The sequence below is a fragment of the Lentzea sp. NPDC005914 genome, from assembly GCF_040629405.1.
Lineage (GTDB): Bacteria > Actinomycetota > Actinomycetes > Mycobacteriales > Pseudonocardiaceae > Lentzea.
Genome location: NZ_JBEXVQ010000018.1, coordinates 165139 through 191162, shown reverse-complemented (window position 1 = coordinate 191162; position 26024 = coordinate 165139). Strand labels below are relative to the sequence as shown.

Annotated in this window: 23 protein-coding genes; 13 read left to right on the top strand and 10 right to left on the bottom strand. The window is 68.9% G+C overall.

Going from position 1 to position 26024, the window contains the following annotated elements:
- Positions 1 to 110: 110 nt before the first annotated feature.
- The gene (locus tag ABZ345_RS25705) at positions 111 to 404 is read left to right on the top strand and encodes a hypothetical protein (RefSeq protein WP_359853603.1); all 294 of its coding nucleotides are present in this window, start codon (positions 111 to 113) and stop codon (positions 402 to 404) included.
- Here ABZ345_RS25705 and ABZ345_RS25700 read toward each other — a convergent pair.
- The 3 genes from ABZ345_RS25700 to ABZ345_RS25690 are packed head-to-tail and all read right to left on the bottom strand — an operon-like array spanning position 393 to position 7413.
- Positions 393 to 1265 carry a hypothetical protein gene (locus ABZ345_RS25700; RefSeq protein ID WP_359853600.1) on the bottom strand — a complete coding sequence of 291 codons (873 nt, stop codon included), beginning with the start codon at positions 1263 to 1265 and terminating at the stop codon, positions 393 to 395. The two genes, ABZ345_RS25705 and ABZ345_RS25700, sit on opposite strands and share 12 nt — an antisense overlap.
- Entirely contained in the window at positions 1262 to 1666 is a 405-nt protein-coding gene (locus ABZ345_RS25695) for a hypothetical protein (RefSeq protein ID WP_359853597.1), read from the bottom strand. Before ABZ345_RS25695 ends, ABZ345_RS25700 begins: the two co-directional genes overlap by 4 nt.
- Positions 1660 to 7413, bottom strand: coding sequence for a hypothetical protein (locus tag ABZ345_RS25690; RefSeq protein ID WP_359853594.1), 5754 nt, complete (start codon positions 7411 to 7413; stop codon positions 1660 to 1662). The genes ABZ345_RS25695 and ABZ345_RS25690 overlap by 7 nt, the downstream gene beginning before the upstream one ends.
- Positions 7414 to 7696: 283 nt before the next feature.
- Here ABZ345_RS25690 and ABZ345_RS25685 point away from each other — a divergent pair, with 283 nt between their 5' ends.
- Together ABZ345_RS25685 and ABZ345_RS25680 are read left to right on the top strand one after the other, a co-directional pair.
- The gene (locus ABZ345_RS25685; protein WP_359853591.1) at positions 7697 to 9328 is read left to right on the top strand and encodes a S8 family serine peptidase; all 1632 of its coding nucleotides are present in this window, start codon (positions 7697 to 7699) and stop codon (positions 9326 to 9328) included.
- A gap of 32 nt (positions 9329 to 9360) precedes the next feature.
- Entirely contained in the window at positions 9361 to 9660 is a 300-nt protein-coding gene (locus tag ABZ345_RS25680; protein ID WP_359853588.1) for a hypothetical protein, read from the top strand.
- On the opposite strand, the gene ABZ345_RS25675 is transcribed toward ABZ345_RS25680, so the two are convergent.
- The gene (locus ABZ345_RS25675) at positions 9657 to 10139 is read right to left on the bottom strand and encodes a MarR family transcriptional regulator (RefSeq protein WP_359853585.1); all 483 of its coding nucleotides are present in this window, start codon (positions 10137 to 10139) and stop codon (positions 9657 to 9659) included. The two genes, ABZ345_RS25680 and ABZ345_RS25675, sit on opposite strands and share 4 nt — an antisense overlap.
- 64 nt (positions 10140 to 10203) lie before the next feature.
- Between ABZ345_RS25675 and ABZ345_RS25670 the strand changes: the two genes are divergently transcribed.
- The 3 genes from ABZ345_RS25670 to ABZ345_RS25660 all read left to right on the top strand — a co-directional run bounded on the left by ABZ345_RS25670 (position 10204) and on the right by ABZ345_RS25660 (position 12700).
- On the top strand, positions 10204 to 11670 hold the full coding sequence (locus ABZ345_RS25670) for an LLM class flavin-dependent oxidoreductase (RefSeq protein ID WP_359853582.1): 1467 nt from the start codon (positions 10204 to 10206) through the stop codon (positions 11668 to 11670).
- Between the two features lie 110 nt (positions 11671 to 11780).
- Positions 11781 to 12185 (top strand): hypothetical protein, encoded by a 405-nt coding sequence (locus tag ABZ345_RS25665; RefSeq protein WP_359853579.1) that lies wholly within the window; start codon positions 11781 to 11783, stop codon positions 12183 to 12185.
- Between the two features lie 32 nt (positions 12186 to 12217).
- Positions 12218 to 12700 (top strand): hypothetical protein, encoded by a 483-nt coding sequence (locus ABZ345_RS25660; protein ID WP_359853576.1) that lies wholly within the window; start codon positions 12218 to 12220, stop codon positions 12698 to 12700.
- On the opposite strand, the gene ABZ345_RS25655 is transcribed toward ABZ345_RS25660, so the two are convergent.
- From ABZ345_RS25655 to ABZ345_RS25645, 3 genes are read right to left on the bottom strand one after another with little or no spacing between them, the layout of a single operon-like run.
- Positions 12697 to 14781, bottom strand: coding sequence for a M6 family metalloprotease domain-containing protein (locus tag ABZ345_RS25655; RefSeq protein ID WP_359853574.1), 2085 nt, complete (start codon positions 14779 to 14781; stop codon positions 12697 to 12699). The genes ABZ345_RS25660 and ABZ345_RS25655 overlap by 4 nt on opposite strands.
- A gap of 29 nt (positions 14782 to 14810) precedes the next feature.
- Complete coding sequence (locus tag ABZ345_RS25650) at positions 14811 to 16169, bottom strand: HAMP domain-containing sensor histidine kinase (protein ID WP_359853571.1); 1359 nt, start codon at positions 16167 to 16169, stop codon at positions 14811 to 14813.
- On the bottom strand, positions 16166 to 16834 hold the full coding sequence (locus tag ABZ345_RS25645) for a response regulator transcription factor (protein ID WP_359853568.1): 669 nt from the start codon (positions 16832 to 16834) through the stop codon (positions 16166 to 16168). The genes ABZ345_RS25650 and ABZ345_RS25645 overlap by 4 nt, the downstream gene beginning before the upstream one ends.
- Positions 16835 to 16989: 155 nt before the next feature.
- Here ABZ345_RS25645 and ABZ345_RS25640 point away from each other — a divergent pair, with 155 nt between their 5' ends.
- On the top strand, positions 16990 to 18207 hold the full coding sequence (locus tag ABZ345_RS25640; RefSeq protein WP_359853566.1) for a bifunctional glycosyltransferase family 2/GtrA family protein: 1218 nt from the start codon (positions 16990 to 16992) through the stop codon (positions 18205 to 18207).
- The gene (locus ABZ345_RS25635; protein ID WP_359853563.1) at positions 18204 to 20228 is read left to right on the top strand and encodes a glycosyltransferase family 39 protein; all 2025 of its coding nucleotides are present in this window, start codon (positions 18204 to 18206) and stop codon (positions 20226 to 20228) included. The genes ABZ345_RS25640 and ABZ345_RS25635 overlap by 4 nt, the downstream gene beginning before the upstream one ends.
- Before the next feature lie 42 nt (positions 20229 to 20270).
- Here ABZ345_RS25635 and ABZ345_RS25630 read toward each other — a convergent pair whose 3' ends face one another.
- Genes ABZ345_RS25630 through ABZ345_RS25620 form a run of 3 tightly spaced genes read right to left on the bottom strand, consistent with a single transcriptional unit; the run spans position 20271 to position 21626 of the window.
- On the bottom strand, positions 20271 to 20675 hold the full coding sequence (locus ABZ345_RS25630) for a hypothetical protein (RefSeq protein WP_359853560.1): 405 nt from the start codon (positions 20673 to 20675) through the stop codon (positions 20271 to 20273).
- A 13-nt stretch (positions 20676 to 20688) separates the two neighbouring features.
- Positions 20689 to 21468 carry a hypothetical protein gene (locus ABZ345_RS25625; protein ID WP_359853558.1) on the bottom strand — a complete coding sequence of 260 codons (780 nt, stop codon included), beginning with the start codon at positions 21466 to 21468 and terminating at the stop codon, positions 20689 to 20691.
- 35 nt (positions 21469 to 21503) lie between these two features.
- Positions 21504 to 21626 carry a hypothetical protein gene (locus ABZ345_RS25620; RefSeq protein ID WP_359853555.1) on the bottom strand — a complete coding sequence of 41 codons (123 nt, stop codon included), beginning with the start codon at positions 21624 to 21626 and terminating at the stop codon, positions 21504 to 21506.
- Between the two features lie 182 nt (positions 21627 to 21808).
- Here ABZ345_RS25620 and ABZ345_RS25615 point away from each other — a divergent pair, with 182 nt between their 5' ends.
- Genes ABZ345_RS25615 through ABZ345_RS25595 form a run of 5 tightly spaced genes read left to right on the top strand, consistent with a single transcriptional unit; the run spans position 21809 to position 26023 of the window.
- Positions 21809 to 23119 carry a DUF2252 domain-containing protein gene (locus ABZ345_RS25615; RefSeq protein WP_359853552.1) on the top strand — a complete coding sequence of 437 codons (1311 nt, stop codon included), beginning with the start codon at positions 21809 to 21811 and terminating at the stop codon, positions 23117 to 23119.
- A gap of 37 nt (positions 23120 to 23156) precedes the next feature.
- Complete coding sequence (locus ABZ345_RS25610) at positions 23157 to 24278, top strand: glycosyltransferase (protein WP_359853549.1); 1122 nt, start codon at positions 23157 to 23159, stop codon at positions 24276 to 24278.
- A complete protein-coding gene (locus ABZ345_RS25605) occupies positions 24275 to 24880 on the top strand; it encodes a TetR/AcrR family transcriptional regulator (RefSeq protein WP_359853547.1) in 606 nt (201 codons plus the stop codon). The genes ABZ345_RS25610 and ABZ345_RS25605 overlap by 4 nt, the downstream gene beginning before the upstream one ends.
- A 10-nt stretch (positions 24881 to 24890) precedes the next feature.
- Positions 24891 to 25373 carry a MarR family transcriptional regulator gene (locus tag ABZ345_RS25600; RefSeq protein WP_359853544.1) on the top strand — a complete coding sequence of 161 codons (483 nt, stop codon included), beginning with the start codon at positions 24891 to 24893 and terminating at the stop codon, positions 25371 to 25373.
- 50 nt (positions 25374 to 25423) lie between these two features.
- Complete coding sequence (locus tag ABZ345_RS25595) at positions 25424 to 26023, top strand: DsbA family protein (RefSeq protein WP_359853541.1); 600 nt, start codon at positions 25424 to 25426, stop codon at positions 26021 to 26023.
- Position 26024 lies beyond the last annotated feature (1 nt).

Sequence of the window (26024 nt, the reverse complement as noted above, 5' to 3'; positions counted from 1 at the left end):
GGGTATCGGCGCGTTCTGGATTGATTTCTTGAACGCGGTCCGAACTGGCTTGGTCACGTGAAGTAGCCGGCCTGGAGATCGTGTGCCCGGCGAACTGAGTGGAGGCAGACGTGGTCTACCGCTGGGGCATGCTGTTCCGGACACTGTGGATCGCCGTGTTCGCGCCGATCCTCATCGGACTGCTGGCGGCCGGGATCTTCGGCCACCGGGTGTTCCTGCTGGTGTTCGTGGTGTGGCTCGGCGCGCTGGCGTGCGTGCTGCGAGCCGAGGCGCTCAACGCTCGAGCACGATCTCAGCAGGCACCGAGCCCAGGGTTGTTGGGAGCGCGGGCCGGGTGGGGGCTGCTGGCCCTCGTGCTGATCTTCGGCAGTGCCGGGCTGATCCGCGTGGTGCTAGGCGACTAGGGCGCGGACGGCCTTCTCGGCCATCGCGCGTGCCTGGTCGGTGGTCGCGTTCTTCAGTTCTACCTGGGCGCCTGCCCAGAAGTCGTTGTCGCGCACGGCACTCACCGCCGCTCGGGCGCCGAAGGTGTCCTGGGAGGCGCACTGTGCGGCGAACTCGGACGCGGCTGCGGGACGGTTGCCTGGGCCGCAGTACGTCGAGGCGTAGTCACGGGCGTTGCGGCGCAGCTCTTGCAGGCGGGGGCGCCACTGGAAGGCGTCGACGGGTGGACGGGCGAAGGTCACCTGGAGCTGGGTTTCGGTCGACGACAGCGTGCACGTGCCGGGTGAGCCCGCCTTGATGCCCGGGAAGGCGGACTGCAGTTCGTCGCAGGAGAACGGGGTGTCCGAGGCGGGCAGTGGTGGGGAGACCTCGGCGCTGACCAGGTAGAGAGGTTCGGTGCAGGGCAGGGCCACGACCGAGCCCGAGATGCCGGGGCCCTGGTACTCCAGGGAGAAGCGGTCGTCGGAGGCGGAGCTGTTGCTGCCCACGCGCCAGCCCCGCGAGCTGATCAGCTTCTCCACCGACGAGCGCAGGCCGGACAGCGAGGAGACCTTGCCGGCCGCGACGATCCTGTCCACGTCCGGGTCCGGCTGGGCCAGCGTCGACTCGCCCGCCGGCACCTCGGTCCCGGAACCCGCGGGCAGCACCGAGCCGGACGTGCCGGTCACCTCGGCGGGCACCGGCAGGTCGGCTCCCAGCGTGGACAAGGGCTTGCCGGACGAGGCTATCGAGGAAACCTTGGCGCAGTCGGCGGAACTGACCGAGCCCGACTGTCCACAAGAGACCACGAACAGCAGCAGGACCACCACGAGCAGCCTCACGAGATGCTTCCCTCCGCGGCCGACGAGCAGTAGCGCACGCCGTTCAGCTTGTCGAGGTTGTCGAACGTGGCCTTGTAGCCGTTCAACGTCGCGCCGGGATAGTCCAGCGCCGCACGACCGCCCTGCACGACGTGACGGGCCACGCCGGAGGAGTCGGTGGTGGCCTGGGCGATCAACCGGCCCTCCTCACCACCGTTGGGGCCGGTGGCACGGGTGTAGAAGGCCACGCGGCCGCCGGAAACGGGTGAACCGTCCGACGTCAGCACGGCTTCCAGGGTCAGAGGTGTGCCGGAGGCCGGGCGGGCTTCCAGCGAGGTCGAGGTGCAGAAGGCACTGCAGGCCGTCACCGCGGTGGACGCGGCGACGGCCAGCAGCACGAGCAAGAGATTCCTGATCAACACGAACCGAGATTCCAGTCCCTGACATCGAGTTTCGCATCCGCGAACGGCGAGGCGAACTGTGCCAGCACGTCGATCAGGTAGTCCGGGATGGCGTCTCCAGGATCCAGGAACATGATCATCTGCTGGCCGTCCGCGCCCCGGACGACGATACCGTTGGCACCGGTCGCGACCTTGCCCGGCCTCGTCTCGAGCTGCAGGCAGCCCAGGTCGACGCCGAGGGCGGACAGCTGCAACTTCGAGCTGATGTCCCGCAGTTGCTGGTCGTAGCGGTGGTACTGGATCGTGTTCGTCCTGCCTATCTTCAGGCTCTCGTCGTAGGCGTCGGGCAGCGGTCCCGGCCGTTCGATCCGGAACCTCAGATCCACGTCGGCGTTGATGTCGACGCCGCTCGTGCCCACCTCGACGCGGTCGTAGTCACCGCGGTCGAACGCCGGCATCACGTAGCCCGCGGCAGCCGGGACGCCGTCGATGTTGAACGGCACCTTGGCCGGCCGGATCGTCAGCGAACCGATGTCGTGCATCGCGAAGCCGATGTCGTCGATCTTCGACGGCTTCACGCCGTAGTGGCCGCGCAGCGTCCCGGTGAAGAACTCGACCGGGTCCGGGCTGGCGAACAGCTTCTCGTCCACCTCCTTGCGCGGAACCTCCGAAGCGAGGATCAGCCCGGTGTGGAACTCGATCAAGGGAGTCTTCGGCACCGACTTGATCTCGACCGACGAGTCCTCCTTCAGCGTCACCTCGGTCTTGCCGCCGAGGTCGCCGAACTCGAACGAGACCCCGCTGATGCCGAGCTTCAACGCGTCCGGCTGGTCGCTGGTCGCCTTGATGATCTGGGCTTCCAGGGCGAACAGACCGTCCAAAGTGGAGGCCGGTGAGGTGTAGGCGAAGTCCGGCGCCGTGATGCCCGCCGTCTTCACCGCCGTCGTGATGTCGAACTCCGCGGGCACGTCGGTCAGCTGCGCGATGCCGCTGGCCGGCCTGCCCTCGTACTGACCGGACGCCTTCAGCACGAGCTTGGTGATCGGCGTCGAGTTGTGGACGCTGATCTTCGTGCCCTCGGCGAACTTCGCCTTGACGTCGACCTTGCCCGGGATGGGATCGAGCTGCGCCAACGCCCGCGCGGTGCCGAGCTTCGGCACACCCTGCGCCTCGGCGTGCACCTCGATCGAGCCGGCTTTCACGACACCCGCGTCGTACTTGAACTCCAGGCCGTCCTTCATGGAGATAGGCCCGAGCTTGAAGTCGATCGCAGACGGCAGGTTGGTCAGCGTCACCTTGGCCTTCGCCCTGGTCAACGGCTCCGGCGCGAACACCGAGTCGTCGACGTAGAGCTCCAGCCGGTCGACCACCGGGCGGTAGTTGCTGAACGAGAACGAGCTCGTGGCCAGGTCAGCGGTCACCTCGGTCGGCAACCCCGAGATGTTGATGATGCCGACCACGCCGTAGCAACCGCGGTCCGTGCAGAACGGGCCGTCGTCGCGCGGGCAGCCGTCGCCGGAGCACTTGCCGTCCACCACCGCGATGCCGTTGGCGAACTTCGGCGCGCCCAGCGAGCTCAGCGCGGCCTGCTTGCCCAGCCACGCCTGCAGTTCCAGCGCGAGCTGCCGGTCGGCGCGGTAGGTCAGCACGCCCTTGTTCGAGCCGATCGTCAGCGTCGAGGGCACCGGGCCGAGCCTGCCGAGCGCGGCCAGGCGCACGGCACCGTCGAGACGGACGTCGGCGTCCAGCGCGATCGTCTGCGAGGCGATGTTGAACTTCGTGGTGAAGTCGCCGCCCGTGTGCGTGTACTCGGCGCGCGAGAACCCGCTGAGTGCCGCACTGGCGTCGATGTCCTCAGTGGACTTGTTGTAGTGCACCGCGAGATGTGAACCCGTTGGTGCCTGGGCGTTCGCGTGGTTGGTCACCGCGAACGCCGCCGAGCCCAGTGGCGCGGACTCGGCCGCCAGCAGGTATTTGCCCTCGGCCCAGTCTGCGGTGAACTTCGACGGGATGTTCCGCAGATCCCCGAACGCGGACCAGTTGCGGCCGTTCACCGGGATGTCGCGGACCAGGGCCGTGACGGCACCGATCGGCGCAGACATGGTGACCTCGGCGTGCTTCGCTGGTGCGTCGACCAGCACGTCCGCCTCAGCCGGCACGCCGGTGACTCCCGCGCGCAGGTAGCCGGAACGGTCGCTGGTCACGGTCAGCGAGATCTCGTCGACCGGCGCGGAGTTGCGCATGCTCACCGACGTCCTGTCGCCGAGCTGGCCGACCAGGTGCATGGACGCGGGCAGCTTGCCGATGACGCCCTTGGCCCGCAGCACGGGGAAGCGCGTGTCGGTCGTGCGGGCGTCGGCTTCCAGCGTCAGCGTGCCGAGCGGCGAGGTCGCGGTGTACCCGACGTCGATCTTGCCGTCCGCCACGTCCAGCGGGCCGACGGTGAGGTCGACCGGCGAGGCGACACCGGACAGCGTTGCCAGCGCCTTGAAGTCCGGCAACCGGTCGATCAGCCCGTGCACGCCCACGTACGCCTGCAGCGGCGCGGTCGGCCGGTAGTCGTCCAGAACGACCTTGCGCGCGTTGAGGTCGATCGTGATCCCGGTCGGCAGGCCCGGCAGGTTCACCGTGCCGACGACGCCGAAGCACCGCGGGAACGCCTGGCAGAACGGGCTTTCGTCCTTCGCGCACCCCGCACCCTCCGCGCAGCCACGAGCGACAGCGGCGACACCGTTGGCGAACAACGGCGCACCGAGCCCGTTCAGCGCGGAGATCTTGCCGAACGCGACGTTCAACGCCAGCCCGACGTTGCGGTCGGCGGCGTAGGTGATCTTGCCGTCACCGACGTCGACGCGGATCGTGCTAGGCAGGTTGTCGATCCGGCCCAGCACCGAGTACCTGGTGTCGTCGGCGTTGTTCGCCGCGAGCACCACGTCCGCGTCCACGAACACCGGATCGCCACCGGTGTCGGTGTCCAGCCGGAACGTCTGGTTGCCGGTCGAGGCCCGCGAGTACTCGATGTGCGACAGCTTGCGCACCGACACGCTCGCGTCGAGATCCCCGGACGTCTGTCGATAATGGACAGCCGCGTGCAGGCCTGTAGGTGCCGAAGTGCCCCTGTGGTTCGTCACCGCGAGCTTCGCGACTCCCAGCGGAGCACTCAGCGCGCGGAACCGCAGGTTGCCGTCGGCCCAGTCGGCGTCGAAGTCGGCCGGAACCGCTTCGAGGTGCACCGAAGCGGTCCAGTCCCGGCCGGCTACCGGGAACCGCGCGACGACGTCCACGAGGTCGAGCTGCTGGGCGAGCTTGCCCTGCAGGTGCTTCGCGGCGAGGTCGGCCAGCACCTCGACGCTCGTCGGCACGCCGATCGTCAGCGCGGACAGGTACTTGTCGTCCTCTGGCCGCAGCTGTTCCACGTGGTCGGGGCTCGCGAACACCTCGACCCGCGAGATGCGGCTGGACGCGGTGTACTTCACCCGCGGCTTGTCACCGAGGTCGTACTCTACGTCCACAGTGGACGGAACGTCGAGCACCGTGCCGAACAACGTCGGCCCGGTCTTGGTGTTCGTGTACGCGACGTGCACCCGGTTGATGACCTCGCTCGCCCGGTAGGCGATCTTGCGCGCCGCCGTGTCCGCGTCGATCGACGCGGTCTTGGGCAGGTTCGAGATCTCCATCCGCGCCTTGTGCTCACCGTCGATGTCAGCGGCACCGACGAAAGCCTGGCCGCCCGGCGAGAACTCGGTCTTCAACCTGGTGTGGCCGTCGAAGAACGCGTCGACCAGCTTGAGACCGCTGACCTGAGCGCTGGCACCGATCGCCTGGTCGCGCGTGATCACCGTGGTGTGATCGCCCTCGAGCGGCGCGAACGCACCGAGGTTCTTGGAGAACGCCAGGTTCGCCGACCCCAGCGGCTGGTCCGCGGTGAAGTTCGCGTGCTTGGCGCCGCGGTCGACCTCGAAGTCGACCTTGGCGGGCAGCTTGCGCAATGCACCACGGCCGACGATCGCCGGATTGCGGTCGTAGAAGTTGACGTCCAGCGACTCCAGCGCGCCGGAAGCCGTGTAGTGCGCGGAAATCTTGTCCTGCTCGGTCTTCAGCTGCGCGTCCCACTTGGAGGGCACGGCCTTCGCACCGGCCTGCACGGCCCAATCGAGCTGGCCGCTGTAGACGTAGTCCGCGAACAACACGTCCGAGATCGCCGACGAGGCCAGGTAGTTGATGGTCGTCTCGCCACCGCTGACCGGTCGCGTCATCGCCGCGGAGACCTCCGACGGCAACGTGTCGATCTTCAGCTGGTCGAACCGGTTTCTCCCGCCCTGGTTGGTCAGAACCTGGGCGTCGAGGTGCGTGTCGACGTCGCTGCGGGCGTCGACGGTGGCCTTCTGCGGCCTGTCCGACGCCCCCATGTCGATGAACGCGTGCGCGTTGAAGAACCGCGGTACCGGCGAGAACCGTGCGCTCGCAACGGTCGGGTCGTACGCGTCGCCCTTGTCGTCGTCACGCACGGACGCGATGCCCGCGGTGATGGCGAACGCCTCCCCCGCACCGAGCTGCAGCAGCGACGCCTTGACGTCGAACACGCCGCGAGCGATCTCGAACGGGTTCAGCGTGAAGATGCCGATCGTGGCCGTGGAAAGGCTGGTACCGCGCCGGAATCCGTCGTAGCCGAGCGACACGCGCTTGTGGCCGGGCAGGTCGTAAACGCCCCACACGTGCGCGGGCAGGTCGCGGCCGGCGAACTCGCTGGTGGGCAGCCGCAGCGTGACCATGGCGAGGCCGACGTTGATGATCCGCAGCAACGCCTGGAGCTTCTCCTCCAGCGTCGTCTTCAGGTTGTCCAGCAACGACTCCAGCTGCAGCTTCTCGATCAGCAGCTCCGGGTGCAGGATCACGTTCAGCGGATCCTTCAGCAGCTCCAGCACCACGTTGAGGCGTTTGGTGGCGTCGTCGATCTGGCGCTGGACGTTGAGCAGGTCGCGAACCGGGCCGACGATCTCGCCGACCGCGACGGCGGGCAGCACGTCCGCGAGCACGTCGGGAGTGCGGTCACCGGTGACGTCGACGATCGCGGGCACGCCCAGCGGGAGCGTGAGCGAGCACGACACCTGCTTGGTCGCCGACTCGGAGCAGACCCGGTAGGTGATCCTCGGGATGCCGTCCGGCAGCTCGTTGAGCAGCGCCAGCGGATCCACGGGCAGCGGCGGCGGGATGTTGCCCGACGTGAGCGCGTCGATCAGCTCCTGCAGCGTCGCGCGCCGGGTCGGGTCGATGAACTGCGCCGACGACACCTGCGGCTGCAGCTTCGTCGCGTCGAGGTCCGGAGTGCCTTGCGGCGTGACCCGGCCGGCGTTCCTCAGCGTGGCCAGGGCGTCCGCGGCGGTCTGGTCGACCAGCTTCTGCCCCGGCTGTTCGGGCAGCGTCAGCTGGTACGGCCGCACCTGCGGATTCGGCACCACCGGCGCCTTCTCGACCGGCACCGTGCCGGGTGCGGGATTCAACGCGGGCAGCGCCGGAATGTCCTGCAGCGCTTTGGAAGGTTCGCGCGGAACCTGCACCGACCCGTTCGGGCCCGGATCAACGGGCGGGACCTCGGGAATTGCCTGCAGCTGCGGCGCCACGTGCGCGTCCGCCTGCTGCACTTTCCCGGTCGGAATGTCCTTGTTGCTCACCTGCGCCTGTTGCTGCGCTGGTGGCGGTGGTGGTGGCGGCTCCGGGTCGGCCAACGCGACCCTCGCGCCGAGACCTATCTGAGCGAGAACAATCAATGAGACAAAGGCACGCGAAAACGGCCGACGCAACACTTGACCCCCTAGGTTTCCCCAAACCTGAGCGGAGTCTTACAGATCGACCGCGAATGCACTAGCAATATCGACCAAAGTGAGTATTGCTCTTTTAAATTGTCCCAAGCATTGTCGGTAGCAGCGGGTAGCCGCCGAGTAGCCCAGCGCTGATTCACCCGGATGTCCGACGACTGCGGGGGCTAACGGCGAGCAACGTGCGACGACTTCGTTCGTACCGCGGCGGCACGGTGCACAGAACGGAGTGATCATGGCAACGAAGAAGACGACACCGGACCCGCTGCCGAAAGTCGTGTACGCACAGGCCTCCCCTCGCTCCATCGGCGGATCCTCACTGTTCGACGCGACGCAGACGATCGACCACCGCAACGTCGCGGCGTACACGTCCGAGGAGCCGGTGATCCGGGACGCGGTGGCACGCCTGCAGGCCGCCGGCTTCCAGGTGCTGCAGATCTCGCCCACCACGATCAACATCGCCGGCCCGCCCTCGCTGTACCAGAAGTACTTCTCGACGCGGTTGGTCACCGAGCAGCGCAGAGTGATCAAGCCTCAGGCCGGCGAGACGACGGCGACGTTCGTCGACACCCCGGACACCGACATGCCTGGCCTGATCGACACCTCGCAGAGCGCGGCGGCGGACGTGCTCGAAGGCGTGGCCATCGAGGAACCGGTCTACCTCCACCAAAGCGCGTTGCCGCCCACTCGGTCCTACTGGCATCTGAACGTGCCCGGCGACGTGTCGCTGGGGATGAACGCGGACAAGGCGCACCGCATGCAGGTCACCGGTCGCGGCGTGAAGGTCGTGATGGTCGACAGCGGCTGGTTCCGCCACCCGTACTTCACCGGCAGGGGCTACCACTCGGCGCCGGTCGTGCTCGGACCCGGCGCGACCAAGCCCGCCGACGACGAGTCCGGCCACGGCACCGGCGAGTCGGCGAACCTCTTCGCGATCGCGCCGGACATCGACTTCACGATGGTGAAGTTCAGCTCCGTCAACTCGACCGGCGCGTTCAACGCGGCCGTCGGCCTCCGGCCCCAGGTCATGAGCTGCAGCTGGGGGTTCGACATCCGCACGTCGCAGCTGTCCGCCGCCAACACCGCACTCGCGGCAGCGGTCGCCGCGGCCGTCGCGAGCGGTGTCGTCGTCGTCTTCTCGGCGGGCAACGGGCACTTCAGCTTCCCCGGCCAGCACCCCGACGTCATCTCCGTCGGCGGGGTGTTCATGGAACCGGACATGAGCCTGCACGCGTCGGACTACGCCTCGGGGTTCGCGAGCCCCGTCTACCCCGGCCGCAACGTGCCCGACGTGAGCGGGCTGGTCGGCATGCAGCCGGGCGCCGGCTACATCATGCTGCCGGTGCAGCCGGGTGACGAGATCGACAAAGGCCGCGGCAACGGCAAGAAGCACCCGAACGGCGACGAGACGCCGGACAACGACGGCTGGGCGGCGATCAGCGGCACCTCCGCGGCGGCACCGCAGGTCGCCGGGATCTGCGCCCTGATCAGGCAGGCGGCTCCGGGCCTGACCCCCGCCCAGGTCAAGGACGTCCTGAACCGCACGGCCCGTGACGTGACGGCCGGGCAGAACTTCCAGGGCGACGCGGCCGGCCCCGGCTACGACCTGGCGACCGGGCACGGACTCGCCGACGCCCATCGCGCGGTGCTGTCCGCCCTGCTCACGAGCCTGCCGGTGCAGCCGCCCGTGCCGGTGCCGATCCCGCCGGTCGTGCCCGTACCCGTGCCGCCGCTGCCACGCCTGCCCCTGCCGGTTCCCCCGCTGCCGCCCGGCCCGATTCCGCCTGGTCCGCTGGGCGAGGTGTCCATCGAGGACGCCGCGGCGATGTCGGCTCTTCTCGCGGACCGCGGTGACGGCCGCCAGTAGCGGTTCCAGCGTCCGGCGAGGAGCATGAAGGCGTGAAGGCGGAAGCGAACGAACCACTGTCGGCCGAGGTCGTCCTGCGTGATCTCGCGGGCGCCTCGGCCGCACGGCAGTGGTTCGCCGGGCGAGGCTTCACCACGAGCGCCGCCGCGGGCACCAGCTTCAGCGTCACGGGACCGCGCTCGCTGTTCGAGAAGACGTTCCACGTCGAGTTCGACGAGGACAACCAGCCAGGGCTCGACGTCCTCGAACTACCCCCGCCGGCCACGATTCCCGACGCGGTGGACGTCGTGACGTTCTCGGCGCCGCCGGACTTCGGCCCCACGTCCTATTAAGGCGTGCTCGCCGCGATGTCCTGCACGGCCTGACACGCGCTGTTCACCGGGTCGGCGGCGTTGGCGTGCACGGCGAGCTTGCTCAGCAACGCTTTCAGGCTCGCCTGATCGTCAGCGGACAGCCCGGCCAGCACGTGCGCTTCGGCGTGCCGCAGCCGCAAGTCGAGCTCTGCGAGGCGCTTGCGACCTGTCTCCGTCGCCACGACGAGACGCGTGCGGCGATCGGTCGGTGCGGGCCGGCGGGTGACCAGATCCGCTCGTTCGAGGTCGTCGAGCAGGTACGTCATGACCGTGCGGTCGATGCCGAACCGCTGGCAGAGCGCCGACTGGCTTTCCGGCTGCTCACGGGTGGCGGCGGTGAGGATCTGGTAGCCCCGGTGGCCACCGGGGAGGTCGCCGACCGCCACGTTCGTCGCCTTCACGTAGGCGCGGAAGACCACACCGAGGGTGAAACCGAAGTCTTCATCGAGGGCGGTCACCCGGCCAATGATAGCCCCCACAGAACGTCTGCAAGACAGAACATCTGTGTGGCATACTTTTGGCATGCCAGATTACGGCCACTCGCTCGAGTTCGGCGTGTTCCTGCCGCCCGCCGCCGACCAGTTCGCCGGCACGCTGCGGCTCGCGCAGACCGCCGACGTGCTCGGCCTGGAGCTCGTGAGCATCCAGGACCACCCGTACAACGCGACGTTCCTCGACACGTGGACGTCGCTTTCGGTCATCGCCGCGACCACGTCGCACGTCCGCGTCTTCCCCAACGTCGCCAACCTGCCGCTGCGCCCACCCGCGATGCTCGCCCGCGCCGCCGCGAGCCTCGACGTCATCACCGGCGGCCGGGTCGAGCTCGGCCTCGGCGCCGGGGCGTTCTGGGACGCCATCGCCGCGATGGACGGCCGGCACCGCACCCCGGCCGAGTCGGTCGAGGCACTCGAGGAAGCCATCACGGTGATCAGGACACTGTGGACACCCGGCCGCGGAATCCGGGTGCGCGGCAAGCACTACTCGCTCGACGGCGCGCGCCCCGGCCCGTTCCCCGCGCACGACATCGGCATCTGGATCGGCGCGTACAAGCCGCGGATGCTGCGGCTCGTGGGCCGGCTCGCCGACGGGTGGCTGCCGTCGAGCTCGTACGCGCCGCCGGACCAGCTCGCCGGGATGAACGCGATCATCGACGAGGCGGCTGCCGCGGCCGGCCGGTCACCCAACGACATCCGCAGGCTCTACAACATCGACAACAGCTTCACCGCCGCACAGCTCGCCGAGCTCGCACTGACCGAGGGCGTCAGCGGGTTCATCCTCGTGGTCAACGATGACGGCGAGCTGCGCCGGTTCGCCGAGGAGGTCGCGCCGGCCGTGCGCGAAATCGTTGCCGGGGAACGGGATTCCCGCCCAAAAGCACCGGCCGTTGACCGGCTCGGGGTGATCCCGACGCCGGACGACGGCACCCGCGTGTCAGACGAACGCCTGTGGGACGAGTCCGCGCGCCCGACCGGTCCGGCACCCGAAGCCGAGGCCGTCTACACCCCGACCGGCAAAGCGCTCGGCCAGCAGCTGATCGACGTGCACAACCACCTCCGACGGGAGCTGAACAACGTCCGGTCACTGGTGAAACGGGTTGCCGACGGCACGCTCGCGGCGGGCGCCGCCCGTTCGGAGATCAACACGATGACCATGCGCCAGAACAACTGGGCCATGGGCGCGTACTGCGAGAGCTACTGCCGCCTGATCACGATGCACCACACGCACGAGGACCGCTCGCTGTACCCCCAACTGCGGGCCGGCGACGAGCGGCTCGGCCCGGTGCTCGACCGGTTGACCGAGGAGCACCACGTCATCCACGAGGTGCTCGAACGCGTCGACGCGGCACTGGTGGCGATGGTCGCCGAACCGAAGAAGGTCGTGGACCTGCAGGACGCCGTGGACGTGCTCACGGACACGCTGCTCTCGCATCTGTCCTATGAGGAGCGTGAGCTGGTCGAACCGATGGCGCGGATTCCGTACCACTACTGAGTGCACCTTGGCGTGTGCGACGCGAAATCGCACGCGGATGCCCAGACACTGGATGCGTGGACACCAGGAAGCGAGTCGATCCGGTCCGGCGCGGTCGTACGATTCTGGGCGTGTCGTTGGTGGTCACAGCCGTGGCCGCGGGCACACGTGCCGCTCTCGGGTTCAGCCACGCGGCGGAGACGGAGCACGCGATCCGGGCGAAGGACGGCCTGGACGTCACGGTCGCGCTGCACACCGGGCTGACCTGGGGCTGGCTCGTGTTCGCGGTGCTGACCGGGGTGGCCTCGGTTCCGTTGCTGGTCAACGGAAGCGGCCGGGTGTTCGCGGCCGGGGTCTGCTACGCAATGGGCATGCCGTTGCTGCTGTTCGCGATCGGTGTGCCCGCACCGGTTTCCGCGATCAGCACATCGACGTGGGTGGCGTGCGGCAGCATCCTGTTGCTGGCGTGCTTCGTGATGCTGACCTCCGGACCTGTTCCGCAGCAGCAACAACGGCGATCTACGCGATCTCGCTGAAAACGACGCTCGGGCCTGGCAAGGTGTCGGCCATGATCGAGACAGCCCGGCTGGCCGGGTTCTTCGCCGCCCACGGAGTCTGGTGCGTCTCGGAAGGAGAGACGCTGATCCCGTTGCTCGGCTACCAGCACACCGACGGCGAGTACGGCATGGACCGGTTGGTGTTCGACGACTTCGCGGAAGGTGCCCGCGCGGGCCAGGACGCGCTGGCGGACGGCGATCCCAGCTGGGTCGGCGCGGTGCTGGTGGCCGACGGGTACATCCACCTGGAGCAGGGCAAGACCGACGCGTTGATCGTCGAGGCCGTCCAGTACGGACCGTACCGGCAGAGCATGCAGGTCGCGGTGCCGTACCGCCCGGCCGAGCACGGGTTCGCGGTGCACAAGCCGAAGTTCATGAACATCGAGTGCGACGACCCGGACCTCGGTCCGCTGGGAGAGGCGTTCTTCGTCGGTGCCGCTTCCCACACGGAAGCCAACGCCGTGTGGGAAGCGCACCTGGACGAGTCGATCTAACGCGCGGCCACCACCGTGCAGGTAGCGGTGGCCTGCTTGTTCGGGTTGCTCTCCGAGACGGCCGTCAGCGTCACCTTCGACGTCATCGAGCCGCCGTTGCGCTGGGCGTGCACCGGAACGTCGACCCGGCCGCCGAACTTGGCCGTGGCGAGCGCGTTGGGCACCGAGACGGTCCAGCCGTTCGCCGCCGTGGCCGAGACCCGGTAGACGTCACCGTCGATGTACTGGGTGACGGGTTCCGGGTGCTGCGAGGTCGGCGGTGCGGCGCGGCCGGTGTTGACCACCGGGAAGCGGCACGTCGCCACGCCGTCCTGGGTGCTCGACGTGCCCGGCATGACCTGGACGCCGCGTTGCTGCGGGCCCGCGCCGTCGAGCGACCTGATCGCCACCGTGTAGGACAGGACGCCACGAGCGTCGCGTTGCACGTCCAGGATGTAGAAGTGCACGCGGTTGGCCGTGTCGACGAACTCGTACTCGCTGCCCGAGTTGGTGCCGGCGTGGAACAGCGCGTCCGCCAGCTGCCGGTAGTCGCCGATCGTGATCGGGACCTTGGTGCCGTCAGGCAGGACGTAGTCGGTCATGCCGATGTCCTGCGGGTTGGAGTCGACGACCCACGTGAACGGCGCCGCGTCCTGGTTCTTCGTCTTGGCCAGCAACACACCCGCGTCCGGCGTGAACGAGTCGGCGCCCATCCGGTCGACGACTTCGAGCGTGTAGTTGTTGTAGCCGCCACCGTCGCAGAACGGGTTGGTGCTGACGTTGCACGACGGCGACTTGTCACCGGTGCCGAGTGCGAGGTTGATCCCAGTCAGGCCCGAAGTGCCGGGATTGACCTCGCGGGCGGTGATCTTCGCGATCACCGTGCCGGAGCCCGGGAGCGCTTCCCTGGACAGGCGCAGCACGTTGCGCTCGTCGATGATGCCGAGCTTGATCTTGTTGCGCAGGGTTTGCTGTGCGCCGAGCGACGCGCCGCCGGTCGCGGGGATCGTCCAGCGCGAGTGGGGGCCGCCTGGGCCGTTGAACGAGCCGCGCGACAGCATGTCCCACGGGCCGCTGTAGTCGCGGCGCGGCGGGCTGCCGTACGGGTTGTTGTAGTTGTCGCCGATGCCGAGGACGTGGCTCAGCTCGTGCGCGTACACGCCCTGGCCCGAGCTCTCGGCCTGGGTGGTCGAGCCGCCGCTCGCGTTGGGCCAGATGCTGGACCCCGCGGCCCACGACGTCCAGTCGACGTACCGGGTCTTCGACCAGTTCGGCAGCGCGGGGTCCGGCGGGCCGAAGTCGTCGGTGACGTCCTCCTTGGTGCGGAACTTCATCATCCCGAACTCCTGCCAGGTGCCCGACTCGTCCTGGCCCGCGGAGAGGTAGTAGATGAAGTCGTAGCCGGCGGGAACCTGCTCGCCGACGTCCGCGACCCACGCGGCACGGCCGTCGGTGCGGATGTTGCGGTTGCAGTTGTCGCCGGCGGGGCAGGCGGTGCCGCCCTGGAACTCCATGGCGTACTCGTGGTCCTTGCCCGGCATCGTGTACGGGCCGAACGCCTTCAGCTCGACGCCGTAGCGCCCGCCGGAGGTCTCCATCCAGTACTCGTGCACGGTGTGGCCGCGGTTGAGCGCGATCGGCTTGTTGAGGAAGTCCTGGTAGTACTGCGCGACCTGGGCGCGCGGGACCCCGTTGGCCTCGGCGCTCGGGTTGCCGAACACCGTGGAGTTCTTGGGCTGCGTGACGACGAACGGCTGGTTCGGGTAGTCCAGGAGGACCACCGCGCCCTTGAAGTTGCGCACCGAACCGCGGACCGACGGGTCGGCCCAGTTGGTTCCGGGGATCTTCTTGTAGTCCTGTTGCCACGTCATGTGGTCGGGGTTGACCCAGTTCTGCGGGTCGATCGGGCCGGGTAACCCGGCGGTGGCCGCGACGCGAGCGGAGTCTCTGGTCTGCTGCCAGGGCTGCTGCTGGGGCCAGTGGTCGTACTGCCACGGATTTGCTGGCTGGTCAGGGGATGCGGCCGAGTTGCCGGCGGTGATCATCGCGACCGAGAGGAGCGCGGTGATCAGCAGGGCAGGGCGCCGGTGTGAGCGATCCATGCTCCCACCGTGGTGCAGACCACCCCTCGTCAGCCACGGCCGATCGTCGGCAGGTTGAGGCGAACCGAGGCGCCCCGGCCGTTGGGCACGAACCGCGCGGAACCGCCGTGCACCGCAACGATGTCCGCCACGATCGCCAGGCCGAGGCCGGAACCGGGCATCCCGCGGGCGGCGGGTGCGCGCCAGAACCGTTCGAACGCGTCTTCCCTGTGCTCGGCGGGAAGTCCGGGGCCTTCGTCGGTCACGGTGAGCCAGCCGGGCCGGGAGCGGACGGTGATCCGCGAGCCGGCCGGGCCGAACTTCACCGCGTTGTCCAGCAGGTTCAGCACGCTGCGTTCGAGGGCGGCCGCGTCGCCGAGCACGGTCCAGTCCGAGTGGTCGACGTCGAAGACGTGGTCGTGGGCACGGCTGCGGGCACGATTCACCGCGCGGTCGATCACCTCGGCGACCTCGACCGGGTCGCGGGCCAGTTCGCGTTCGTCGCGCGCCAGCACGACGAGCTCAGTGACCAGGTCGCTGAACTCCTGGCTCTGGGCCTGCAGCCGGTCGAGGACCTCGCCGCGCTGGGGCAACGTGCGGCCCGTGCGTTCGCTGCGCACCAGCAGATCGATGTTGGTGCGCAGGCTGGTCAACGGCGTGCGGAGCTCGTGCGCGGCGTCGTTGACGAGATCTCGCTGGCGGCGGCGGGATTCAGCCAGTGCGGCGGTCATCGACGTGAACGCGCGGCCCAGGCGGCCCACTTCGTCCTGACCCGAGACGGTGACCGGCGTGGTCAGGTCCTCGGTGCGGGCGATGTGCTCGGCGGTCTCGGTGAGGCGTTGCATCGGGGCGAGGGCGCGGCGGGTCAGCCAGAGGCCGAGCGCGGCGACCACCAGCGCGCCGAAGATCGCCACGCTCACCAGGACTCCCGCGAGCGCGGTCAGCGTGTCGTTGACCTCGCCGAGACTGCGGCTGAGGATCACGATCTTGCCGTTGCCGATCGGCAGGAGCAGGATCCGCGCCTCGGTCCCCGACCTCGTCACCCCGTCGCGGAACGTGGTGGTCTCCACGAAGTCGTCGTCGGTGGTGACGGCCGGGTCGACACCGGGCGGCGCGCAGGTGGTGCCGTCGGGGCTCAGGGTCTGAATGCCCTGGAGCACCTGTTGCAGACCGTCGCTGGGCAGGCCCTGGCCTTCGTCGCAGGTCAGTTTGAGGTCGCGGCGGTCGCCCGGACGCGGTGGCCGGTCCAGCATCGGCGGCGCGCTCGCCAGCATCGACTTGTCCAGCTGGGTGCGCAGGTTGTGCTCGGTGACGAGCCACGTGACGACGCTGATGCCCGCGATCGCGACCGCCACCACGCAGGCCGTGATCAACGCGAGTCTGCTGCGCAGCAACACCGGGCCCTTCACGGTGCCGACTCCCGCAGGATGAAACCCAGGCCGCGCACGGTGTGCAGGAGGCGGGGACGACCTCCAGCCTCGGTTTTGCGCCGCAGGTAGCCGATGTACACGTCGAGGTTGTTGGTGCCCTGGTCGTGACCCCACACGGCGTGCTTGAGGTGCTGCTTGGTCAGCAGGCGTTCGGGTTCGCCGAGGAACACCGCGAGCAGGTCGAACTCGGTCGGCGTCAGGTCGAGCCGTTCTGCCGCGCGGACGACCTCGCGGGCCCGCAGATCCATCCGCAGGTCGGCGAACTGCAACGACTGCGGTGTCTCGCGGCGCCGGTTCTGCTTGAGCAGGGCGCGGACGCGGGCCAGCAGCTCCTCCAGCGCGAACGGTTTGACCAGGTAGTCGTCGGCGCCGGCGTCCAGGCCGGTGACCCTGTCCCCCAGCGCGTCACGGGCCGTGAGCATCAGCACGGGCAAGCGTTCTCCCGCCGCGCGCAACCGCCGGCACGCCTCCGAGCCGTCGACGCCTGGCATCATCAGGTCGAGGATCGCCAGGTCAACGCCGGTGAGCCTGCGCAGTGCCTCGGCACCGTCCGCGGCGGTGGTGACCTCGTAGCCCTCGAACTCGAGGCTGCGCCGCAGACTGTCCCGCACGTCCGGGTCGTCGTCCACCACGAGCAGTCTCATGCGACTGACGGTAGGACCGAAGTCTGTGAGCCCGCTGTGTGAAGCGGCTCGCTCTCACGAATCTCTCAGCAGAAGCCAAGGACGTTCTCACGACCACGTCAGCACTCTCGGTGGGGCAGCGGTCACCGCTGTGTCCACAGTGGAACGGAGAACCAATGGCGGTGAGCACCGCACAGGCCACGGGGACGGTGGACATCATGATCCCCGTCTACAACGAGGAACGAGCCCTGCCCGGCTGCGTCGAGGTGCTGCACGCGTTTCTCGAGGAACAGTTCCCCTTCGACTGGTCGATCGTGGTCGTCGACAACGCGAGCACCGACGGGACGCTGGCGGTGGCCCAGGACCTGGCCTCGCGGTACGAGCGGATGCGGGTGCACCACCTCGACCGCAAGGGCCGCGGGCTCGCGTTGCGGGAGTCGTGGGGCTCCAGCGAGGCAGCCGTGGTCGTGTACATGGACGTCGATCTCTCCACCGGGCTGGACGGGCTGCTGCCGCTGGTCGCGCCGCTGCTCAACGGGCACTCGGACCTGGCGATCGGCTCGCGGCTGGCACCCGGTTCACGGACCGTTCGCGGGCCTCGGCGGGAACTGGTCTCCCGTGCCTACAACGCGTTGATCCGGTTGACGCACGGCGCGCGGTTCAGCGATGCCCAGTGCGGCTTCAAGGCCGCGCGAACCGATGTCATCCGGCCGTTGCTCGGTCAGGCGCGCGACGAAGCGTGGTTCTTCGACACCGAGCTGCTGCTTCTGGCCGAGCACAACGGCTTGCGCGTGCACGAGGTGCCGGTCGACTGGGTCGAGGACGTCGACAGCCGGGTCGACGTCCTCGGCACCGCGATCGACGACATCAAGGGGCTGATCCGCGTGGCGCGAGCCAAGGCCAACGGCACCGCACTCGTTCGTGGGCTGCCGCAACGACCGCAACCGCGTGCCATCCACCCCGACGCCGTGCTGAGCCGCAGCGAGGGCGGGCTCTCCTGGCAGGTGCTGTCGTTCGCGGTGATCGGCGTGATCTCCACGCTCGCGAACCTGGCTCTGTACGGCGTCTTCCGGCTCTGGTGGCCGGTGCTCGCGGCCAACCTCGTCGCGCTGGTCATCACGACCCTCTTCAACACGGAGGCCAACCGCCGCTTCACCTTCACGGCCCGCAACACCGCCCGCGGCAGGACACATCTGCAGGGTTTCGTGGTGTTCGGGCTCTACTACGCGTTCACGTCGGCCGCTCTGCTGATCCTGCACGCGACCACTCCCGACCCGCCTCGTCTGCTGGAGCTGGCGGTGCTGCTCGGCTCGTCGGCCCTCGGCACGGTGGGACGCTTCTTCCTGTTGCGGAGCTGGGTGTTCCGCCGGGACGACCGAAAGGACCAGGCATGACCGCCACTGTCGAAGTGGCTTCTGGGGTTGACACGCCAGAGGAACCGGCACGTCCCTCCCGCTGGCCCGCGTGGGCGCTCGTCGCGATCTGCGTGGTGGCGGGGGCTTTGTACGCGTGGGCGATCGGCGCGGGACAGGTCGGCAACCCGTACTACTCGGCTGCCGCGAAGTCCATGTCGACGTCGTTCACCAACTTCCTGTTCGGCTCGTTCGACCCGGCCGGCGTGGTGACCGTCGACAAGCCGCCGATGGCGTTGTGGCCGCAGGCCGTCGCCGTCTGGATCTTCGGGTTCCACGGGTGGGCGGTGTTGCTGCCGCAGGTGATCGAGGGTGTGGCGGCGGTGTTCCTGCTGCACCGCACGGTTCGGCTGTGGGCGGACGAGAAGGTGGCGTTGCTCGCCGCCCTCATCCTCGCCCTGACGCCGATCACCGTGGCGATCAACCGGGACAACAACCCGGACACCCTGCTGGTGTTGCTGCTCGTGGCCGCTGCCTATGCGTTCACGCGGTCGGTTCAGGCTTCAGAGGGCCGCCCTCGGACTCGGTGGCTGCTGTGGTGCGCGTTCTTCATCGGCTGCGGGTTCCTGACCAAGATGCTGCAGGCGTGGATCGTGGTGCCGGGCTTCGCTCTCGCCTACCTGGTGGGGTCTTCCGCACCGGTGAAGCGGCGCATTCTCGACCTGCTGGCGGCGGGCGGGGTGTTGGTGGCGTCGTCGTTCTGGTGGGTGGCGCTGCACGCGTTCTGGCCCGGCTCCAAGCCGTACATCGGTGGCAGCACGGACGGCGGCGCGTGGGACCTGATCATCGGCTACAACGGGTTGGGCCGGGTGTTCGGTGGCAGCGGGAACCGGGGTGGTGGATCCGGCCGGATCATCGGTCAGATGCCTCCTGGCCAGGTGCCCACCGGTCAGGGGCCGATGGAGTTCGGCGGGCCTGGCGGTGGCGCGATGTTCGGCGGCCAGCCCGGTGCCACGCGCATGTTCGACGCCTCGGTCGGCGGGCAGATCTCGTGGCTTCTGCCGTTGTGCCTGCTGGTGCTGGGTGCGGTGGCCGTGGCGGGTGCGCTGCGGTGGCGTCGCAAGATTCCCGGCAACCCGGCCGAGCGCGCGGGCTGGTTCATGTGGGGTGGATGGCTGCTGGTCACGGCTGTGGTGTTCAGCTTCGCGCAGGGCATCTTCCACCCGTACTACACGACGATGCTCGCTCCGGCCGTTGCCGCGATCAGCGCGGCCGGGCTGATGATGTTCTGGCGTGCCAGGAGTTTCGTGCGGTTCCTTTTGCCGCTGGGGATCGCTGTGACGGCTGCTTGGGCGTTCGTGGTGGTCTCGCGGGACACGTCGTTCCACGGGTGGACCCGGTGGGCCGTGCTCGGTGTCGCCGCGGTGGCGATCGTCGTGCTGCTGGTGGGACTGCGCCGGGCCGGGCTGGTGGCCGCGGTGGTGGCTGTGCTGCTGGTTCCGGCGGTGTGGTCGACGGCCACGGCCGCGACAGGCAGCGAGAACGGGGTCATGCCCGCCGCGGGGCCCGCGATGCGGGGTGGCGGTGGCTTCCAGATCTTCGCGCCGCCGAACGGCACGCAGCCGCCCGGTGGCCAGCAGCCGCCCGGTGGCCAGCAGCGGGGTGACCGCGGGCCGATGCTGGGCGGACCTGGCGGCCGCGAGCTCACCGACGAGCAGAAGCGGATCCTCTCCTACGCCAAGGAACACAGCGGCGGCGCCGGGATCACCCTCGCCATCGCCGGTGGGGCGCAGGCGGCCTCGCCGTACATCATGAACACCGACGAGGTGGTGATCGGCATGGGCGGGTTCTCCGGTTCGGACAACGCGCCGTCGGTCGACCAGCTGCAGCAGTGGGCGACCGAGGGCAAGCTGAAGTTCGTGCTCAGCGGTGGCGACCGCGGCGGCCCCGGAGGTCGCCGCGACAGCGACGGGCGCCAGCAGTGGATCGAGCAGCACTGCTCCACAGTGGACCCGAGTGCTTATGGTGGCGGCACCCAGACTCTCCTGGAGTGCCACGCGTGAGGCGGTGCGCCCCAGGCCGGTGACGCCTGGGGCGCACCAGGTTCAGCACCGCTGGCTGCGGACGTGCGCGTCCTCGTGGGTCGAGATCTTCCGCCAGTACCCGGCGGGCAACGAGAAGTCGCTCCACGACCAGAAGCCCGGCGGCAGCCACGCCGCGATCCGGCCGGAGGCGTTGCAGGGCACCCAGAAGCCGTCCCAGTCCTGGTCGCGCGGCGTCTCCTGGCCCGGGTTGAGCTGGCGCCACTCGGTGCCGGGCTTCGGACCGTTGGAGTCGAAGTCCCTGATCGCGTAGATGTAGACGCTGCTCTCGTTCATGACGGAGCCGCAGATGGCCCCGACGCAGCCGCCCTGGATCTCGACGTCCCCCTCCGCCGACGCGTTGGCCATCCCGGCGGTCGACATGAGTGCGGCGGCCGCGAGTCCGAGCGCCGCAAGAGTTCGCTTCATGGTTCCTCCCCTGTCAGGGCACGAGTGCCCATGCCTGCTGTGCACTGGCTTTGCAGAACGCGAGCCAGCGGCTCTGAGTGGTGATCACGCCGTCGGACCCGGCCCGCACGAGGGCGGCCGACGAGTCGCGCTGGGTCTGCGGGCCCCAGTCACCGTCGATGCCCGTGGAGTAGCCCCAGATGTACTGGCACGCGGCCTGGACGAAGTACGTCTGCGTGACGGATCCGGTGTTGAAGCTGGAGTCGCCGCTGCCCGACACCGCGTTGTCGATGTGCACGTGGTTGTGGTGCTCGGCGTTGTCCAGGTACGAGATGACGTGCCGGAAGTGGTAGTGCAGCGACGCGACCGTGCCCCAGTAACGGATGCGGGCGGTGCGCAGGGCGTCACCGCTGAGGCTGTGCCATTGGTCGTAACGGCCGTTGAAGGCCGTGAACATGGCACCCGTGTTGCGGTTGGTGATGAGCAGGCGCGCGAGGTCGAACGCGCGGCCCTCACCGTGCATGCCGGGCTTGTCCACGTAGGCGCCGTAGGAGTAAATCTTGTGCGGCGCGGTCCAGTGGGTCGGCGTCCAGTTGCGCCAGTGGACGTGCCACGTCTCCAGCCGCGAGTAGAAGCCGGGCTCGTAGCGGAACGACGTCGCGGCGCCGTTCACCTCGTAGTACGTCGGCTGCGAGTTGATCTCGCTGTGGCTGACCAGGGACAACGCCGACGCGCGGCCGGCACCGAGCAGAACCGCCGCTGAGCCCGCCGCGGCTGCGGTGAGGATGCTCCGGCGGGACATCGATCCGTTCATGCCCAGCAGTCAACTGCCGGGCATGAGCCGGATCCCTAGTCCTGCGACCAGTCTTCCTCTTCCGGAACCGTGGCCGTCTCCTCGTCGTGCTCCGTCTGCTCCACCAGGCCGAGCGCGCGGTGCACCTGTTCCTTGCTGGCTCCGAACATGAAGCACATGCCGTCGACGCTAGGCGCGTGCGTTCTCCGGAAGCTTCTCGATTCCTGCCCGAATACCCGGTTCGTTCGAGTTTCGAGGCCAACTGACGCCGAACCGGAGGCGAAATTTGCACGCGCACGGGTGCTCGCACGCATCTTCGTGCTGTGCTCTGCGTCCTCAAGGGCGAGAGAGGGAGGGCACCATGACCGATCGCGGTGACCGCATTGTGAGTGTGCTCGAGGACGCCTTCAGCGGGCTGTGGTCCGCCGACCCCGCCGCGTTCCGGCACAAGTTCCGCAAGATGGCGGCCGAACCGTTCGCGTTCTACAGAGGCAGCGCCTGTCTGTTCTACGCCGACATGGCCGAAATGCCCGACGAATGGGTCGACGACCGCACCAGCCGCATCTGGATCCAGGGCGACCTGCACGCGCAGAACTTCGGCACCTACATGGACGCCGAGGGCACACTGGTGTTCGACGTCAACGACTTCGACGAGGCCTACCTCGGCGCGTACACCTGGGACGTCCGCCGCTTCGCCGCCTCGATGGCGCTGCTCGGGTGGCGCAAGGCGTTGCCGGACAGCGCGATCGGCGACCTGATCCGCACCTACGTGAGCGCGTATGTCCGGCAGGTCAGGACGTTCGCGGAGAACCCGGGCGACGAGCTCTTCAGCCTCCGCCTCGACAGCACCGACGGCGTCCTGCACCGGGTGCTCCAGCGGGCCAGGCTGGCCACGCGGATCGACCTGCTGCACGACAAGACCACCATCCGCGACTACGAACGCACGTTCCGCCGTGACCGCGAAGGCACGCACGAACTGACCCCGGAAAAGCGCGCCGCGGTCGAGGAGGCGTTCCAGTCCTATCTGGACACCATCCCGAAGGGCAAACGGGCCAACAGCCGCACGTACGCCGTGAAGGACGTGGTGGGGCGCAGCGGTTTCGGCATCGGTTCGGCCGGCCTGCACGCCTACAACATCCTCGTCGAGGGCCGCTCCCAGGCGCTGGAGAACGACGTCGTCCTCTCGATGAAGCAGGCCAACGTCGCCGCGCCCAGCCGGATCGTGCCGGACACCCGAATCCGCGAGTACTTCACCGACCACGGTCACCGCACCGCCGTCTCGCAGCGCGCCCTGCAGGCCCACGCCGACCCGTGGCTCGGGCACACCCAGATCGACGGCACCGGCTACGTGGTCGCCGAGCTCTCCCCGTACGAGGCCGACCTCGACTGGTCCGACCTCACCGAGCCCGCCGACATGCTCCCGGTGCTCGACCACCTCGGCCGCGCCACCGCGAAGATGCACTGCGTCGCCGACGAGGACTCCGAACAGACTCTGGTCGCCTTCCAGTGCGAGGAGGCGATCGCGTCGGTCATCGGCGGTCGCGACGCGGAGTTCGCGGACGCGATGGTCGAGTTCGCGCTCGACTACGCGCACCAGACCCGTGAGGACCACCGGCTGTTCGTGAACGCGTTCCGCGACGGCCGGATCAAGGGGGTCGGCTCGACCGCCTGAGGGCACGCATATTGGTTAGAGGCGTACTCTGATCAATATGCGCATCCTCTTCTCAAGCATTCCGCAGCACGGCCACCTGCTGCCGCTGTTCCCCCTCGCCCGCGCGTTCCAGGAGCGCGGGCACGAGGTGGCCGTGCTGACCGCCGCGGGCATGGCACCGGTCGTTGCCGCCCAGGGGCTGGAACTGCGCGCGGCCGGACCCATGCCGGACGCGTTGTTCGCCGAGGTCGCGCGGCGGACCGGGGCCGATCCCGCGAGTGCGCCGACTCCCGACTCGGTGGCCGAGTTCTTCGCGGGCACGCGGGTCGACCTGACGGTGGACGAGGCGTTCGCGGTGACGGAGGACTTCCGGCCGGATCTCGTGGTGTCCGAGGCGGGCGACTTCGTCGGGCCGTTGGTGGCGGCACGGACGGGTGCGCCGGTCGCGACCCTGATGTTCGGACCACCGTTCCCGCCGGTGTTCACCGAGGCCATGGAGGGCAGGGCACGCGCGCAGCACGAGGCGCGGGACTTGCCGTGGCAGCCGCGGAAGTGGCTGCTGGACACCTGGCCCGCGTCCATGCGGGCGGACGAATGGCAGCAGCCGGACGGCTGGCTGCCGTTGCGGCCCGAGGCGTTCCGGGTGCCGGCCGAGGCAGGAACGAAGCTCGCGATGTCGGCCAGGCCGCGGGTACTGGTGACGTTCGGAACGTGGTTCGGCGACCCGGCGAAGCTCAGCCCGTTGCTGCGGGAGCTGTCCACTGTGGACGCGGACGTCGTGGTGACACTGGGACTGGCGGCGAAGCCCGAGGAGTTCGACGTCGACCGGGAACGGGTCGCGTTCGTCGGGTTCACGCCGATGGAAGACCTGCTCGACGGCGTGAACGCAGTGGTCACGCACGGCGGAGCCGGCACCACGCTGGCCGCGCTGATGAAGGGTGTACCGCTGGTGGTGCTGCCCCAGGGCGCCGACCAGTTCTTCCAGGCCGAACGGGTGGCGGCGGCGAGTGCGGGCATCGCGCTCGACCCGCCGTCGCAGACGCCGGAGGCGCTGGTGGCGGCCGTGCGGACGGTGCTGCAAGATGCCACCTTCAGGAACAACACCACCGCGATCGCCGAGGAGATCGCCGCGATGCCGGACGCGAACGAGGTGGCCGCCATGATGGAAGCTGGTCTATGACGAGGTCGTACCACTCTCCGCGCCGCGCGCAGGACGCCGCCGGCACCCGGCGGGACATCCTGCGCTCGGCCGTGGAGCTGTTCTCCGCCAAGGGGTACGCGCGGGTCACGGTCGCGGACATCGCCAAGCAGGCCGGAGTGGCTCCGCAGACCGTGTACTCGAGCGCCGGGAGCAAGTCGGAGATCCTGCACCAGATCTTCGACGAGGCCATCGCCCGCAGCGACTCGGCGTCGACCACGAACAGGATCCGGGAGACGGAGGACCTGGCCACCGCGCTCACGTTGCTGGCCAAGGGAACGCGCGCGGGCAACGAGGCCGAGCAGCAGGTCGTCGAGGTGCTGTACGCGGCTCTTCCGGTGCACGAGGACGGCGCCGTGATGTGGGAGAAGAGCACTACGGAGTACCGGAACGCGCTGAAGGACGTCGCGGAACACCTGCGGGACAAGGGACTTCTGCACCAGGACGTCGAGCAGGCCACGGATGTGCTGTGGTTCTGCTTCGGTTTCGGGGCGTGGCGGACACTGGTCAAGGAGTGCGGCTGGTCCTGGGATGATGCCGAGCGGTGGCTGGCACAGCAGGCCGTGACGATCTTCACCCACTGAGCGGGGACCCGTGGACATCGAGACACCCCAGGACGCGGCGAACCACGCGGTGATGCTCGCGTTCGGGCGGTTGCAGGGGGCGGCGAACAGGCTGGAGCACCTGCTCGGCCGGGCGCTGGAGCAGGAGTGCGGGCTCACGCACCTGGAGTTCGAGGTACTGCTGATCCTCGCCAGGGCCGGCGAGCCCGGGATGTCGATGCGGGCCATCAGCCAGGAGCAGGTCCTGACCACGGGCGGTGCCACGCGGGTGATCGACCGGCTGGAACGCGAAGGCCTGGTCGCGAGGGGCGCGCACCCCACCGACAAGCGCAGCCGTCTCGCCACGCTGACGCCCAAAGGTGCCGAAACCCTCGTCCAGGCGTCGAACGTGCACCTCGAGAACATCAAGAGGCACTTTCTCGCCCCACTGCCGGCCGACCACCGAGAGCGGTTCGCCGAGGACCTCAAGCTGCTGAGCCACGCGGCGCGCGACGCACTGCCGCCGCTGAAGTGAGCCGGGTCACAGCAGGAAATATCTGACGAGTCAGATACTTTGTACCCATCGTGAAGCTCGTCTACGTCTTCGACGCCTACTGCGGCTGGTCGCACGCCTTCTCCGGCACGCTGGAGGAGGTCATCGCGCGGCACCCGGACCTGCCCGTCGAGGTGGTGTCCGGCGGCCTGTTCACCGGGCAACGGCGCGTGCCGATCCGCGAGTTCGGGTTCATCAAGGGCGCCAACGTCCAGGTCACCGAGCGGACCGGCGCGCAGTTCGGCGACGCCTTCAACGCCGTGCTCGACGAGGGTTCGTTCGTCATGGACTCCGAGGCAGCCGCACGTGGGCTCATCGCGCTGCGCCAGGCCGCGCCGGAACGGGTGGCCGAGCTCGCGATCGCCATGCAGAAGGCGTTCTTCCACGACGGCCTGAGCCTGTCGGACGCGAAGACCTACCGGACGATCGCCGACGCGTTCGGCCTCGACTCCGACGCGGTCGTGCGCGCGTTCAAGACCGCGGAGCCCGACGCCGACTTCGCCCGAGCGGCACGTCTCGGCGTGAGCAGCTTCCCGACGTTGATCGCCGTGCGCGGCAACGACGCGTTCGCGCTCGCACGCGGGCACGCGTCGGTGGAGCAGGTCGAGCAGCGACTGGCCCAGCTGGCCTGAG